The sequence below is a fragment of the Nocardia sp. NPDC056564 genome, from assembly GCF_042793755.1.
Taxonomy (GTDB): domain Bacteria; phylum Actinomycetota; class Actinomycetes; order Mycobacteriales; family Mycobacteriaceae; genus Nocardia.
In genome coordinates this window covers 766,490-781,138 of record NZ_JBHTUR010000002.1, presented here as the reverse complement: position 1 = coordinate 781,138, position 14,649 = coordinate 766,490, and the positions used below count along the sequence as shown (strand labels likewise).

Here is a 14,649-nt window from a genome sequence, read left to right as displayed (position 1 = left end):
CGCGGTCTCCACAATCAATACGAGGGGAATGATCGACATGGGGAACATCAACGCGGATTCGACCGTAACCGGCGTACCGGCCGTGGTCGGCACGCACAAGGCCGCCGGTGTCGGTGTGCAGGGCACCAGCGACACCGGTTTCGGTGTGCGCGGTGACGGCCAGGGGCCGGGCGCCGCCGTCGTCGGGGTGAACAATTCACCGGCGCCGGGCGGCAACGGTGGTTGGTTCGAAAGCGCTGAGGGCGAGGGTGTTCGGGGGTGGTCGAAGAATCCGAACCACGGTGGTGTGGTCGGGGTGAACACCGGCGGCGGCAATGCGGGCTACTTCGAGAGCGCGGACGGCGAGGGCGTGCGCGGTCTGTCGAAGAATCCGAATCACGGTGGTGTGGTCGGTATCAACACCGGTGGTGGCGCTTCGGTCTACGGTCTGTCCAACGCGGGTAACAGCATCGTCGGGGAGAGCCAGGGTGGGGGCGCCGGAGTCGTCGGCATCAACAACTCGGCGGCCCCGGGCGGGAACGGCGGCTGGTTCGAAAGCGCGCAGGGCGAGGGCGTGCGCGGCACCTCGAAGAACCCGAATCACGGTGCCGTGGTGGGGGTCAACACCGGCGGCGGTACGGCCGGATTCTTCGAGAGCGCGGACGGCGAGGGCGTGCGCGGCTGGTCCAAGAACCCCAACCACGGTGCCGTGGTCGGGGTGAACACCGGCGGCGGCGACGCCGGATACTTCGAGGGCAACGTCTACGTCACCGGAAACATCACGGTGCGCGGCGATCTGCTGCTCGAGGGCGCGGACTACGCGGAGGCGTTGAGCACGACCGATCCCGCCGTCGAGGCCGGACTGGTCGTGGTGCTCGGCGCCGACGGCGAGGTGCATCCGTGCACCAGCGACTACGACACCGCGGTGGCGGGCATCGTGTCCGGCGCGGGCGGGGTGAAACCGGCCATCGTGCTGGACCGGCAGGACAACAGCGCGCACATCGCCCTGATGGGCAAGGTGTGGTGTGCCGCCGACGCGGACGCGGCGCCGATCCGGCCCGGCGATCTGCTCACCACCTCGGCGACCTCCGGTCACTGCCGCAGGGTCACCGAGCCCGAACGCGCTTTCGGCGCGGTGATCGGCAAGGCCATGACACCGCTGACCAGTGGCCGCGGTTACGTCCGTGTCCTCGTCAGCCCGCGCTGACCGGCGGCCGCGATGCTGAGCACCAGAGCTTTCACGAGAACTCGTCATGTCGGCGGCCCGCTGCGGCGTCCGATGCGCGACGCCCGTCAGTCGAGGCTGCGCGACTGGCTGCGGACCGACGCCGCCGCGTCCACCGTCCCGTGGATCGGCGACTCGATGACCACGCTGTTCCAGCACGGTCCGCTGGGCGCCAAGATCACCGTCGTGGTGGTCGGCGACGGGTTCGGCCCACGGGATCAGGAAGCGTACAACCAGGCGGTCGACAACCTGCTGACGAACGGTCTGTTCGCGCAGGACTTCTTCAAGGCCAACAAGTCCGCGTTCAATCTGCTGCGGATCAACCTGGTCTCGGTGGATTCCGGCATCAGCACCAAGACCTACGATGCGAGCGGAGCCGTTGTCGCACAGGTGAATCACAACACCGCCCTCGGTGCGTTCTACAACGGCGACTGGGCGCACTGCTGGGTCGAGGACGGGGCGCAGACCGGCGATCGGTTGGCGCGCGCCCTCTCGATCTGGGTCTCCGACCATCGCCTCGTGGTCCTGTTGCTGAACAATCCGGGGTTCGGCGGGTGCGGTGGCAGCGGCCGTGCGACCTTGCCGCTGGGGGTGTCGTGGTCGACCATCGCCCACGAATTCGGCCATGCCCTAGGCGGACTCGGCGACGAGTACCACCAGACGAACAACCAGTACACGGGCGGCGAACCCGGAGAGCCGAATCTGACGATCAACACCGACCGCGCCACGGTGAAATGGGCAGGCGACATCGACCAGAACACGCCGATTCCCACCGGCGGCGACGATTACCGGCCACCCAAGCCGGCCGGCTGGGACGACAACAAGGGCGTGGGGCTGTTCGAGGGCGGCGCGGGCAGTTTCGATCGCGGCGTCTTCCGTCCGGTCGTGGACTGCCGGATGCGCAGCAATTCGCCCGCCTTCTGCCCGGTGTGCGAGCGAGCGATGGCGGCGCAGACCGCGCCGCGCCTACCGGTCAGCGCACTTGCCGAGGAGAGCGAAAACGCCATGGGCGCAGAGAGTTATGTGCGGCTGCTGGTCCATGTAGACAACGGCGAGCTGAGCATCGTCGAGGCACGGGAGGTCGAGGGGCCGCTGGTGCAACCCGGCACCCTCACCGCGGGCCTGGCGCACGAGCTGTTCCTCGGCGACCGTCGAGTGTCGGTCGGGTCGCACCCCGATGCCGGCATCAGCCGGTCGTTCAGCGAGATCGGACCCGATGGCCCGCGTGCGCATCACACCTACGCGCCCGAGGCGTTCGACTTCGTCGTCCGCGTGCCCACGGGTGAGCTCCGCGCCGCGGCGTCCGCGAATCTGACCCTCAACCTGGTCTCACTCGACGCGCCCACGACCCTCGCGGCAGGCACGGCGGCGATGGCCGAGGGCTCGGAGGCTAATACCGCGCTGGTCGCCACCACCGGGAACCTGACGGTCGCCGAGCTGCCACAGTCGCTACGCCGGTTCATCGAGGCCGAATAGACCCACCTGCCTTGACGGCAGCGACCTTTCGGCACTAGGTCACGCGCGAGCCCTACAGTTCGTGCACCAATTGGACCAGTGCGGTCAGCACGCCGGGGTCGGTGTCCGGCAGCACGCCATGGCCCAGGTTGAAGATATGTCCCTTGGCGCCCAACGTGATTGCCTCGTCGGCCTCGGCGGCGATCCGCCGCGCTTCGGCCTCGACCGCGGCCGGGCCGGCGAAGAGCACGGCGGGATCGAGATTGCCCTGCAACGCTTTTCCCGGTCCGACCCGGCGCACGGCATCGGTGAGCGGCACCCGCCAGTCCACGCCGACCACGTCGGCGCCTGCCTCGCCCATCGCGCCGAGCAGTTCGCCGGTGCCGACCCCGAAGTGGATGCGCGGCACGCCGGCCGCGGCGACCTCGGCGAAGACGCGTTCGGAGTGCGGCAGCACGAATCGCCGGTAGTCGGCGAGGGACAGCGCGCCGGCCCACGAGTCGAACAGCTGCACGGCGTCGACACCGGCGTCGAGCTGCGCCTGCAGGAACGCGATGGTGATGTCGGTGAGCGCGCCGAGCAACGCGTGCCAGGTCTGCGGATCGGCGTACATCATCGCCTTGGTGCGCTCGTGGTTCTTGCTCGGTCCGCCCTCGACCAGGTACGACGCGAGGGTGAACGGCGCGCCCGCGAACCCGATCAGCGGCGTCTCCCCGAGCGCGTCGACCAGCAACCGCACCCCGTCGGTGACCGCGCCCACTTCCTCCGGCCGCAGCCGCGGCAGCGCGCGCACATCGTCGACCGTGCGCACCGGCGACGCGATGACCGGCCCGACGCCGGGCACGATATCGAGGTCGATCCCCGCCGCCTTCAACGGAACGACGATGTCGGAGAACAGGATCGCCGCGTCCACCCCGTGCCTGCGGATCGGCTGCAGCGTGATCTCGCACACCAGCTCCGGATCGAAGCACGACTCCAGCATGCCCACGCCCTTGCGCAGCTCGCGGTACTCGGGCAACGACCGTCCGGCCTGCCGCATGAACCACACCGGACGCCGGCTCGGCGTCGCGCCGGTGGCGGCGGCCAGGAACGGGGCATCAGTCAGGCGGCGGCGAGTATTTGTGCTCATCGCTGCCCATCGTAAAGGGACCGCCACCCAGTCCCCACCAGGCCGCCCACCCGAACGCTCGACCGTCCGGGCCGAGCCGACGCCGGGTGCTCGGCTCGGCCGCAGGACACCGGCTTCGTACGGCCGCGCTCCGTGGTCGACGCGGTGTCAAGCCTCTGGATCGGTGGGTTGCTTGGCGTTGCGACTCGTTCGCTCTATCGGTCGATGGCCCAGTTGGTCCGTCCGGACCACTCCGCAACCCGTGGGCCTGCACACAGTCCCGATTCGCCGCCCCTGACCGACCGCCGGAGAGCGCGACACGCCGATGTGCGCAACGCGCGCAATATTGCGAAGGCCCGCAGACGCGGCCGCAATACAGCGGCGCGCCTCCGACTGTGCCGGGTGCACAAGGTCTACCGTCCCCTTCGTGACACCGCTCGACTTCCGCGACGGCGCCGCAGCGACCGAGGGACCCCATGGCGAGCCAGCTCAATTTCGCGCCGCGGTCGAGGCGATGGGCACCGCAACCGTGCACCCTCGGATCGAGCTGGCCCCGATCCGGCCGCCGCAACGTCTGGCGCCCTACTCTTACGCACTCGGTGCCGAGGTACAGCACCCGGAAACCGGTGTCGTGCCGGTCGATTCGGAAGGCGACGCGTTCGGCAGGTTGATCCTGCTGCACGACCCCGACGGTGACGACGCCTGGCATGGCACCCTGCGGCTGGTCGCCTACATCCAGGCCGACATCGATGCCGCACTGGCCACCGACCCGCTGCTACCGGAGGTGGCGTGGAGCTGGCTGGTCGACGCGCTGGAGTCGCGGTCGGAGCCGTTCACCGCGCTCGGCGGGACTGTGACCTCGACCAGTTCGGTGCGCTACGGCGACATCGCCGGCCCGCCGCGCGCCCACCAGCTCGAATTACGCGCGTCCTGGACCGCGATAACCGACGACATGCGCCCGCACGTGGAGGGTTTCTGCGAGGTCCTCGCCTACGCGGCGGGTCTCCCACCGGCCGGTATCACCGAATTGCAGCGGCGCCCGGACCTGTCGAACGATCAGCGATAGCCGGATCGGCGGTCGCGGGAAGACCGGCGGGCGATACGGCGTTCCACCCAACGAGAGCATCCGTCGATTCCGCGGTTGTTCCGCCGCCCGACACACGGAAGCCCGATAGGACGACGACCGCCCCGGCACTGCACGTAAAGTTCAACAACATGTCCGTACCCGACGAATCCGAACCCCCCGGCGCGCCACCCCTGCTCGCGCCCGTGGATGGCGTGCCTCCGGTACTGGACACCGCCGCTCAAATCGCCGCGGCCGCCGCTCGAATCGCCGCGGGCACCGGCCCGCTCGCCGTCGACGCCGAACGCGCCTCGGGTTTCCGGTATTCGGCGCGCGCCTATCTGATTCAGCTGCGCCGCAACGGAGCGGGCACCTTCCTGATCGATCCGATTCCAGTCGCGGACGCGCTCGAGCCACTGGCCGAGGCGATCAACGAGCTCGAGTGGGTATTGCATTCGGCGGACCAGGATCTGCCGGGTCTGGCCGAGGTCGGGCTACGTCCGAAGCGTCTGTTCGATACCGAATTAGGCGGCCGGCTGGCCGGTTTCGAACGCGTCGGCCTGGCCGCGATGGTGGAGAATCTGCTCGGTCACGCGCTACGCAAGGGGCACGGCGCGGCCGACTGGTCGACCCGTCCGTTGCCCGACGAATGGCTGAATTACGCGGCGCTGGATGTCGAATTGCTGCTGGAGCTGCGCGACGCGGTCGCCGCCGAGCTCGAGGCGCAAGGCAAAACCGATTGGGCCGCACAGGAATTCGAGCACGTCCGGACGGCCGAGCCGGCCGCGCCGAAAGCGGACCGGTGGCGGCGCACCTCCGGCATCCACAATCTACGCCGGACCAGGCAGCTAGCCGTGGTTCGCGAGCTATGGACCACCCGCGACTCCCTGGCCCGTGCCCGCGATGTCGCGCCCGCGCGGATTCTGCCGGACGCCGCGATCATCGCGGCCGTGACCGCCGATCCGAAGACCATCGCGCAGTTGCGCGCCCTGCCGGTGTTCGGCGGACCTCGCCAGCGCCGCTACTCGCGGGAATGGCTGGCCGCCGTCGACCGCGGCCGCACCCTGCCGGACAGCGACCTGCCCCCGCTGACCCAGCCGTTCGACGGACCGCCCCCGGTGAACCGCTGGGAACGCCGCGACCCGGCCGCGGCCGCCCGGTTGACTCGCGCGCGGACCGCGATGGGTGAGCTGTCCAAAGAGCATTCGATCCCCGTCGAGAACCTGCTCTCCCCCGATCTGGTCCGCCGCCTGTGCTGGGACGGACTGCCGGATTACGACCGCATCCCCGACTCCCCCGACGACCTGGCCGCCGCGATCGATGGCTTCCTGAAGTCGGGCGGCGCCAGGCCTTGGCAGCGTGAACTGGCCGTGCCGCGGCTGACCGTGGCGCTCACGCCGACGCCCGCCGAGTAGCTCAGGCCACCGCGCCTTCCTGCGTCTGCTTGAAGGTGCGCAGACCCTCGTCCATGCCCGCGCCGAACGCGTCCGCGAGTTCCGCGGGCAGCACGTCGTGGATCCAGACGAAACGGCTGTGCCCGTCGCCGTGCGGGTAGACCTGCATGGTGGCGTTGTTGTGCTCGGGGGTCACGCTGCCGCCGATGATCGAGTAGACGAAGCGGCGTTCGTCGTCGTCGATCGTGACGAGTCGTTCGCGCAGCGTCGATCCGTTGGCGAACTCGACCACCCGGATGCCCGGGGCGACCAGGCCGCTCGCGATGGCGTAGCCGGGGGCCATGCGCACCGGGCCCGCCTCGAAATCGCGGATGATCGCCCAGATGCGCTCGACGGGAACCTCGACGATGAGTTCTTTCTTGACCGTTGCCATCAGAAGGCTCCTTGTGCGGGTGGGATGCAGCCGGATCTGGCTAACTAGTGTGAGCTGAACGATAGTTAGCTAACTATCCATCGTCAATAGACAGTTATTATGGTGCGGTGGTTGGTAACACCGATTTGCAGCGCATCGTGGACTTCGTCAACACGCGGCGCGCCGACGGGGACGAGCTGGGCACCCCCGACCAGCTGACGAGCTGGCTGCACACGCACGACCTGCTCCCCGATCTCGCGCACGCCGACGCCGAGGATCGCGAACGCGCCGTCTGGTTGCGGGAAGGCCTGCGCGCGCTGCTCGCCGAGAACAACGCCGAGCCCGTCACCAGCCCGCGCCCGGACGGGCTCGACCCCACCGCGCGAACGCGACTCGCGACACTGACCGCCGCGCTACCGCTGCGCCTCGACGTCGGCGGCGTCGCGCCGCGCCTGGTCCCCCAGTCGCGCGAGCCGATCGAGCACGCACTGGCGACATTGCTCGCCGACGTCGCGACCGCCGTCGCCGCGGGCACCTGGCCGCGCCTCAAAGCCTGCCGAGAACCGAGCTGCCGCTGGGCTTTCCACGATCAGTCGCGCAACCACGGTCGCACCTGGTGCTCGATGAACGTGTGCGGCAATCGGGTGAAAGTCCGTGCCTCGCAACGGAGACGGACCGCGCGCTAGTCGAAGTTGCTCGGCGGACGGTACTTTCGCCCTACTTCGTCTCTTTGACGCCGAAGTCGTAGGCGGCCTCGAGCCAGCCCTCGTTCACCACGTGCTCGATGACCGACTCGTCCAGTACCCGGATCTGATGCGTCCACTTGCCCGGATAGGTTTCCTGCACACCGAGGATCAGCGGGTCCGCCAACGGTTTACGCAGGTCGAGGGTGAGCATGAGGACGTCTTCCGGGACCCGCTCGGCCCGCGGAGTCGGCCATAGCCAGGCGAACTTCCGGTCCGCGCCGAAGGAGACCTGACTGGTGGTGACCGCGGTGGTGACCGCGCCGAGGGCCTCGATCCGCGGTGCCAGACGCCGGAACAGGCGCAGCGCCTCCGGTCGTTCGGCGAACAGATTCTCGACCGTGTGCTCGTCCATCCTTGCCATTATTGCCACGAACGGGACACGGCAGAGCCTGATATCGCGTTATGCCTCCACCATGTCCCGCTGATTCACGGCGGAATTCAGCGTGACGCGAGCCAACCACCGATCCGCCGGGCGATATCCGGCGCGGTCAGCCCGAGTTCGCTGTGCACCGCGCCGCGCGACGCGTGATCCAGGAACTGCTGTGGCACACCGAGATCGCGGGTCGGGATGTCGAGTCCGGAGTTACGCAGCCGAGCGGACACGGTCGAACCGATGCCGCCGTGCAGTCCGCCGTCTTCCAGGGTCACTACGAGCCGGTAGTTCTCGGCCAGCTTGACCAAGGTGTCGGACACCGGAAGCACCCAGCGGGGATCGATCACGGTGACCGAAACCCCTTCGGCCTCCAGCAGATCCGCGGCCTGCAGGGCGACCTCGGCGAACGAGCCGACGGCGACCAGCAGCACGTCACCGCGCACCGCCTGCACCGAACCGCCGCCGTCCAGCGCCAGATCCGCACCGGCGCTCGCGGCCAGCCGCAGCACATCTACCCCGTCGAGCCGCTCGACCGCCGAAATGTCGTCGGCGACACTGCCTTTGGGGAACCTGATCGCGGTCGGCCCGTCGTTGACGGCAAGCGCCTCCGCCAGTTCCTCCCGCAACGTCGCCGCATCCCGGGGCGCCGCCACCCGGATCCCGGGAATGATCCCGAGCACGGACAGATCCCACATGCCGTTGTGGCTGGCACCGTCCGGCCCGGTGATGCCGGAGCGATCCAGCACCACGGTCACCGGCTGCTTCAGCAGCGCGACATCCATCAGCAACTGATCGAACGCCCGATTGAGGAACGTCGAGTAGATCGCGACCACCGGATGCATCCCGCCGAGCGCGAGCCCGGCCGCCGACGTCATCGCGTGCTGCTCGGCGATCCCGACATCGAACATGCGCTCCGGAAACCGCTCCCCGAAGGCAGCCAGCCCGGTCGGTCCCGGCATGGCCGCGGTAATCGCGACGATGTCGTCCCGCTTCTCGGCCTGCGCGATCAACTCCTGGGAGAACACCGAGGTCCACCCGAGCGCCTTCGGGCCGCCGACGGGCACGCCGGTGAGCGGATCGATCGGATCGCAGGCATGCATCTGGTCGGCGATGTGGTTCTCCGCCGGCGCGTACCCGTGGCCCTTCTGCGTCACCGCGTGCACCACGACCGGGCCGCCGAAGTCCTTGGCCCGGCGCAGCGCCGATTCCAGCGCGGCGATGTCGTGCCCGTCGACCGGGCCGACGTACTTCATGCCGAGGTCGCTGAACAGCTCCTGCGGGCTCACCGCGTCCTTTATCCCGGCCTTCACCGCGTGCATCATCGAGTAGGCCGACTCGCCCACCCGCGGGATGCTCTTCAGGATCCGCTTCCCGGCGTCGAGCGCGTGCTCGTAGGCGGGCTGGGTGCGCAGCGCGGTCAACCGGTCGGCCAGGCCGCCGATGGTCGGCGCGTAGGAGCGGCCGTTGTCGTTGACCACGATCACCACCGGCCGGTCCGGGGCGCCCGCGATGTTGTTGAGCGCCTCCCAGCACATGCCGCCGGTGAGCGCGCCGTCGCCGACCACCGCGACCACGTGCCGGTCCTGGCCGGTGAGCGCGAACGCCTTGGCCAGCCCGTCGGCGTAGGACAGCGACGCGGAGGCGTGCGAGGACTCCACCCAGTCGTGCGCGCTCTCGGCGCGGCTCGGGTAGCCGGACAGGCCACCCTGCCTGCGTAGCGTGTCGAACTCGTCCTTACGGCCGGTCAGGATCTTGTGCACGTAGGCCTGGTGGCCGGTGTCGAAGATCAACGGGTCGGCCGGCGAGTCGAAGATCCGGTGCAGGGCGATGGTCAGCTCGACCACGCCGAGATTCGGGCCGAGGTGCCCGCCGGTCACGGCGACCTTCTGCACGAGGAATTCGCGGATCTCGTCCGCCAGCTCACGCAGCTGCCGCGCGGTGAGCGGTCGAAGATCTTCGGGCGTGTCGACCCGGGAAAGCACTCCCACCTGAACTCGCTCCCTCCGGATAGCGCATCTGATCCGATCAGTCTACGGAGCGGCGGTCAGTGCCTACGAACGAGAACCGAACTGCCGCACCTGGCAATGACCGCCACCAGCCGACATCAAGCCGAAATGTGAGCCTCGGCATACGGTACTCGGCCTAGAGTGATCGTGTGGCCCAGGCCGGAGAGGCGATCGAGCGGACAATCGAATCGGGCGTCGTGTCCAGGATCGTCAACGACGTCTACCAGCTGTGCCTGCCGGATGATTCCGGTACACTGGCCGACTACATTCCGGAACTCGCTGCGGCGCAACCGGATTCATTCGCCCTGTGCCTGGCGACCGCGGACGGGCGGAGCTACGGCACCGGCGACCTGGACGTCTCGTTCACCATCCAGTCGATCTCCAAGCCGTTCACCTACGCGCTCGCGCTCGCCGATCGCGGCACCGAGTTCGTGGACGCGCGCATCGATGTGGAGCCCTCCGGCGAGGCGTTCAACGAGATCAGCCTGGATCCGGTGACCGAGCGACCGCGCAACCCGATGATCAACGCGGGCGCGATCACGGCGGCCTCACTGATCACCGGCCGCGATCCGCTCGAGCGATTCGAGCGCATCCGACGCTGCTATTCGCGCTTCGCCGGGCGCGAACTGAGCATGAACGAGGCGGTGTACGCGTCCGAGGCGCGCACCGGGTTCCGCAATCGCGCCATCGGCTACATGCTGCGCTCGTTCGGCATCATCGACTCCGACCCGGACGAGGCGGTCGACCGCTACTTCCGGCAGTGCTCGCTCGACGTGACCTGCCGCGACCTCGCGCTGATGGCGGCGACCCTGGCCAACAACGGCCGCAACCCGGTGACCGGGGAACGCGCGCTGTCGACGGCCCTGACCGAGCGGGTGCTCAGCGTGATGACCACCTGCGGCATGTACAACGCGGCAGGCGACTGGGTGACCAGCGTCGGGCTGCCCGCGAAGAGCGGTGTCGGCGGCGGCATCGTCGCGGTGCTGCCCGGGCAGATCGGCATCGCGGTCTACTCCCCCCGGCTGGACGCGCACGGCAACAGCGTGCGCGGCGTCGCGGCCTGCCGCGAGCTGTCGCAGCGGCTGGAGCTGCACTTCCTGCACGTCACGCGGGCCGCGCGGACGGCGATCCGGGCCGGGTACTCGGTGGCCGAGGTGCCGTCGCGGTTGCGCCGGACGACCGACGAGATCGCGGTGCTTGCCGAGCACGGGCATCGGGCACGGGTCTACGAACTGCACGGTGACCTGCTGTTCGCCGGCGCGGAGAGCGCGGTGCGGACCATCGAGGCACAGGCCGGCGAGTTGGATGCGCTGGTGGTCGATCTGCGCCGGGTCGGCGAGGTGAGCGCGATCGCGGTGCGGATGATCGATGACTTGCAGACCGAGCTCGCGGCGATCGGCGTGCGGGTGGCGCTCGTCGATCCCGATGCCAAGCTCGGGCACCTGGTTTCCAGCCTGGATCCGGACGATCCGCGCGGGCGGGTGTTCATCGACCGCGACACCGCGACCGAGTGGTGTGAGGACATCGTGCTCGACCGGCATCGGCCCGATGACGAGCCGGTGTGCACGTCGATCGCGATCGAGGATCATCCGGCGCTCGCCGCGCTCGAGGACGGTGATCGGGTCGCGTTGGCCAAGGAGTTCGAAGTGCGCACGTTCGCGCGCGGCGAGGTGATCGCGCGGCGCGGGAGTGCGCGTTCGGGGTTGTACCTGATCCTCGAGGGCCGGGTGCGAATCACCTTCGAGGGCAGTGACAGTCGGACGCATCGGCTGGTGAGTTTGTCCTCTGGGATGTCGTTCGGGGAGATTCCGATGCTGGTGGGGACGCCGTTCGTGAACGAGGCGCGGGCGGAGTCCGGGGTGCGGGTGGCGGTGTTGAAACCTGCGCGTTTCGATCAGCTGACGTCGCAGGCGCCGCAGTTGAAACTGGCGTTGCTCGAGCGATTGGCGGCGGGAGCGTACGCGCAGATGGACGCGGCGGTACGCGCGATCGCGGTGCGCGGGGGTGATTACTGAGCGGCCCGCCACTCGCGGGGACGATTCCGCGATCTCCACCGTTGACCTCATGACGCGAGACTCACCGCCGACAGATCAGAGGAGCATCCCGTGAACGAGAAGTCCGAGTCCGCTGCCGCGGGCACCGTCACCATTTTCGGCAGCGGTACCGCGCGGGCCACGCCGGATCTGATGCGCGTCACGATCTCGGTCGAATGCCGGGCGGGGAAGGTCGCGCTGGCCTACAGCAAGGCCGGGGAGCGGGTTGCCGCCGTCACTCGTTCGCTGCGCTCCGACGGGGTCGCGGGGAAGGATATCGCCACCAGCGGATTGTCCGTCCATACCGAAACCGTGTGGACCGAAGGTCAGGGCAATCGGATCACCGGATACCTCGCGAGCACGTCGCTGACCATCGCGTTGCGGAACCTCGCCGACGACGCGGATCCGGGGCCCGCGACGATCATCGCGAACGCCGTCGACGCGGGTGGTGACGATGTTCGGCTCGGTGGGTTGAATCTCACCTTCGCCGACCAGGAGTCGCTGCTCGTCCAGGCGCGGGATGCGGCGTGGGAGAACGCCGTCGCCAAGGCGGAGCAGTTCGCTGCGCGGGCCGGGCGCACGCTCGGGGCGGTGTTGGAGATCACCGAGAACACCGCCAGCGCACCGCCTTCGGTTCCGCGGGTGAAGGCGATGTCGATCGCGATGGACGCGTACGGGGCCGCGCCGGTTCCGGTCGAGCTGGGCGAGAGTGAGATCTCGGCGGGGATCCGGGTTACCTGGCAGATGGATTAGGCGAGAACTTTCGGCCCCGAGGGAACCGGAGGGGCACGTCCTGCGTCCGAATAGGTAAGGCAGCACGCCGTCCTAAGGATGTCGGATGATCGCTCGTCGCAACGATTTCGTTCTGTTCCTGTTCGTCGCGGTCGCCGCGGCCTGGGTGCTCGCGTCGGGGCCGTGGATCGACGGGGAGGGTTTGCAGTCCGCTCTGTGGCTGCACACGGGGGCCGCGTTGATGATGTTCTCCCCTGCGCTCGGGGTGCTGGCGGTGTGGCGGTATCGGCGACTATCGTGGTCGGCGCTGTTGGCGCAGAACGGGTTACGGCTCGGTGCGCGACCTCGGCAGACCGTGTGGTTCATGGTGGTCGCCTGGGTGGGGACGCCGCTGGTCCTGTGGCTGGCGTTCGGGTTGAGTGTGGTGTTCGGCGTGTATGTCTTCGAGTTCCAGAGTGCGGAGACCGTGGCGGCGGTCATCGTCGACGCGGTCACCGTGGCCACCCTCGGCACCCTGCCGTTCGCGCTCGGTGAGGAGCTCGGGTGGCGTGGCTGGTTGCTGCCGCAGCTCAACCATCGGCTCGGGATTGCCGGCGGAATCGTTGCCACCGGGGTGATCTGGGGTTTGTGGCATGCGCCGCTGACGTTGCTCGGGTACAACTATCCGAATCTCGGGGCCTGGGCGGCCGTGGCGTTCATCGGGTTCTGTGTACCGTTCGGGGCGATCCTCGGATGGTTACGGATGTACACCGGGAGCGTATGGCCGTGTGCCGTCGCGCATGCCGCGTTCAATGGGAGCGCGATGCTGTTCGGCCTGTTCAACTCGGCTGAGCACGAGGCGAATCCGCTCTACGCCGGGTACGGGTTCGTCGGCTGGGGCGTGTTCGCCGTCGTCGCCGCGTTGCTGTTCACCTGGTTCCCGGTCCGCCGGATGCGGGCCAAGACGGAATCATTTGTCCCACCGGCACACTCGTGGCCATCGTTCGGCTAACTCGCCGCAAGCCGTTGTGGGCGGGGCGATCTCGCCGTGCTCAGGACCGAGCCGATGACATCGGCTGGCACCTCGAGTTCTCCGTCGGTTGGTCATTCGCGGCTCGGCTCTGCGGTCAGTCCCGGCTGTGGCTGCCGCCTGCCGACCGGTCGGAACTCTCGGTGCGTCAGCGGATCGTCGGCATACGCTGGCGATCAGCTGGCTGTCCCCGATGGGCCAGAGCGATGAGATGCGCCGATCGGTCAGAGCGACGAGATGCACCGGTCGGCGGAGATGTCCGAGGCAGGAACCGCACGATGCGGAAGCGGGGAACGTGGCCCGCGCAGACCCCATTTCGTGATCCGGGGAATGCTGCCCGCCCGGCACCTCAATCGCGATCGGACGAGTGTGGCTCGCGCAGTAGTCAACCCACGATGCGGCGAGCGTGGGCCGCCATGCACTCGAACGCGACTCGATCAACACCGCCCGCCCTTCGATACCGTCGAGTGGGTGCTGCGCCGAGTGGAATCGGCGCCTAGCTGGGCTGATTCGGATACGGGAACGCCGCACGCCCGGCACGTCGATCACGACCGGGCGACCCGCCCGGCACCTCAACCGCGATCGGTCAAGTGTGGCTCGCGCAGTAGCCAACCCACGATGCGGCGAGCGTGGGCCGCCAAGCACTCGAACGCGACTCGATCAACACCGCCCGCCCTTCGATACCGTCGAGTGGGTGCTGCGCCGAGTGGAATCGGCGCCTAGCTCGGCTGATTCGGATACGGGAACGCCGCACGCCCGGCACGTCGATCACGATCGGGCGACCCGCCCGGCACCTCAACCGCGATCGGTCAAGTGTGGCTCGCGCAGTAGCCAACCCACGACGCGGCGAGCGCGGGCCGCCGAGTACTCGAAACGAGGCTCGATCAACACCGCCCGCCCATCGATATCGTCAAGGAATCGATGCGCCGAGTGAAATATCCACCCAGCTGGGCCAATTCGGATACCGGAACGCCGCACGCCCGCCACATCGATCACGACCGGGCGACGGCGACCCACCCGGCCCCTCAACCGCGATGGACAAGCGCAGGCCGCCGAGCACTCGAAACGCGACTCAACCGACACCGCCCGACCGCCGATATCGTCAAGGGATCGG

12 protein-coding genes are annotated in these 14,649 nt (G+C 68.7%); 8 read left to right on the top strand and 4 right to left on the bottom strand.

Annotated features, from left to right (window positions below; all coding sequences use genetic code 11):
• Nucleotides 1-37: 37 nt before the first annotated feature.
• Nucleotides 38-1,186: a hypothetical protein gene (locus ACFQ9K_RS07745; protein ID WP_378714965.1), complete on the top strand. Its 1,149-nt coding sequence runs from the start codon at nt 38-40 to the stop codon at nt 1,184-1,186.
• Nucleotides 1,187-1,258: 72 nt separating this feature from the next.
• On the top strand, nt 1,259-2,680 hold the full coding sequence (locus tag ACFQ9K_RS07740; protein ID WP_378714967.1) for a M64 family metallopeptidase: 1,422 nt from the start codon (nt 1,259-1,261) through the stop codon (nt 2,678-2,680).
• A 52-nt stretch (nt 2,681-2,732) separates the two neighbouring features.
• Here ACFQ9K_RS07740 and hemE read toward each other — a convergent pair whose 3' ends face one another.
• On the bottom strand, nt 2,733-3,788 hold the full coding sequence (gene hemE, locus ACFQ9K_RS07735; RefSeq protein ID WP_378714968.1) for a uroporphyrinogen decarboxylase: 1,056 nt from the start codon (nt 3,786-3,788) through the stop codon (nt 2,733-2,735).
• Between the two features lie 406 nt (nt 3,789-4,194).
• Here hemE and ACFQ9K_RS07730 point away from each other — a divergent pair, with 406 nt between their 5' ends.
• Nucleotides 4,195-4,833: a DUF3000 domain-containing protein gene (locus ACFQ9K_RS07730; RefSeq protein ID WP_378714969.1), complete on the top strand. Its 639-nt coding sequence runs from the start codon at nt 4,195-4,197 to the stop codon at nt 4,831-4,833.
• A 149-nt stretch (nt 4,834-4,982) separates the two neighbouring features.
• Nucleotides 4,983-6,245, top strand: coding sequence for an HRDC domain-containing protein (locus tag ACFQ9K_RS07725; protein WP_378714971.1), 1,263 nt, complete (start codon nt 4,983-4,985; stop codon nt 6,243-6,245).
• Nucleotide 6,246: 1 nt separating this feature from the next.
• Here ACFQ9K_RS07725 and ACFQ9K_RS07720 read toward each other — a convergent pair whose 3' ends face one another.
• A complete protein-coding gene (locus ACFQ9K_RS07720) occupies nt 6,247-6,657 on the bottom strand; it encodes an SRPBCC family protein (RefSeq protein WP_378714973.1) in 411 nt (136 codons plus the stop codon).
• A 107-nt stretch (nt 6,658-6,764) separates the two neighbouring features.
• On the opposite strand from ACFQ9K_RS07720, the gene ACFQ9K_RS07715 reads away from it, so the two are divergent.
• Entirely contained in the window at nt 6,765-7,322 is a 558-nt protein-coding gene (locus ACFQ9K_RS07715; protein ID WP_378714975.1) for a CGNR zinc finger domain-containing protein, read from the top strand.
• Between the two features lie 31 nt (nt 7,323-7,353).
• Here ACFQ9K_RS07715 and ACFQ9K_RS07710 read toward each other — a convergent pair whose 3' ends face one another.
• Complete coding sequence (locus ACFQ9K_RS07710; protein WP_378714976.1) at nt 7,354-7,734, bottom strand: DUF5655 domain-containing protein; 381 nt, start codon at nt 7,732-7,734, stop codon at nt 7,354-7,356.
• Nucleotides 7,735-7,820: 86 nt separating this feature from the next.
• On the bottom strand, nt 7,821-9,743 hold the full coding sequence (gene dxs, locus ACFQ9K_RS07705) for a 1-deoxy-D-xylulose-5-phosphate synthase (RefSeq protein WP_378714977.1): 1,923 nt from the start codon (nt 9,741-9,743) through the stop codon (nt 7,821-7,823).
• Between the two features lie 167 nt (nt 9,744-9,910).
• Here dxs and glsA point away from each other — a divergent pair, with 167 nt between their 5' ends.
• The 3 genes from glsA (at nt 9,911) to ACFQ9K_RS07690 (ending at nt 13,517) form a co-directional block, all read left to right on the top strand.
• Nucleotides 9,911-11,776 (top strand): glutaminase A, encoded by a 1,866-nt coding sequence (glsA, locus tag ACFQ9K_RS07700; RefSeq protein ID WP_378714979.1) that lies wholly within the window; start codon nt 9,911-9,913, stop codon nt 11,774-11,776.
• Between the two features lie 90 nt (nt 11,777-11,866).
• Nucleotides 11,867-12,547 (top strand): SIMPL domain-containing protein, encoded by a 681-nt coding sequence (locus ACFQ9K_RS07695; RefSeq protein WP_378714981.1) that lies wholly within the window; start codon nt 11,867-11,869, stop codon nt 12,545-12,547.
• An 85-nt stretch (nt 12,548-12,632) separates the two neighbouring features.
• Nucleotides 12,633-13,517, top strand: a complete 885-nt coding sequence (locus ACFQ9K_RS07690; protein WP_378714983.1) for a CPBP family intramembrane glutamic endopeptidase — start codon at nt 12,633-12,635, stop codon at nt 13,515-13,517.
• Nucleotides 13,518-14,649 lie beyond the last annotated feature (1,132 nt).

Excerpts from the sequence above, each read along its gene's own strand:
- ACFQ9K_RS07725 (WP_378714971.1), top strand. The coding sequence starts at position 4,983 with ATGTCCGTACCCGACGAATCCGAACCCCCCGGCGCGCCACCCCTGCTC.
- ACFQ9K_RS07710 (WP_378714976.1), bottom strand. The coding sequence starts at position 7,734 with ATGGACGAGCACACGGTCGAGAATCTGTTCGCCGAACGACCGGAGGCG.
- ACFQ9K_RS07745 (WP_378714965.1), top strand. The coding sequence starts at position 38 with ATGGGGAACATCAACGCGGATTCGACCGTAACCGGCGTACCGGCCGTG.
- ACFQ9K_RS07690 (WP_378714983.1), top strand. The coding sequence starts at position 12,633 with ATGATCGCTCGTCGCAACGATTTCGTTCTGTTCCTGTTCGTCGCGGTC.
- ACFQ9K_RS07720 (WP_378714973.1), bottom strand. The coding sequence starts at position 6,657 with ATGGCAACGGTCAAGAAAGAACTCATCGTCGAGGTTCCCGTCGAGCGC.
- ACFQ9K_RS07740 (WP_378714967.1), top strand. The coding sequence starts at position 1,259 with ATGCGCGACGCCCGTCAGTCGAGGCTGCGCGACTGGCTGCGGACCGAC.
- hemE (WP_378714968.1), bottom strand. The coding sequence starts at position 3,788 with ATGAGCACAAATACTCGCCGCCGCCTGACTGATGCCCCGTTCCTGGCC.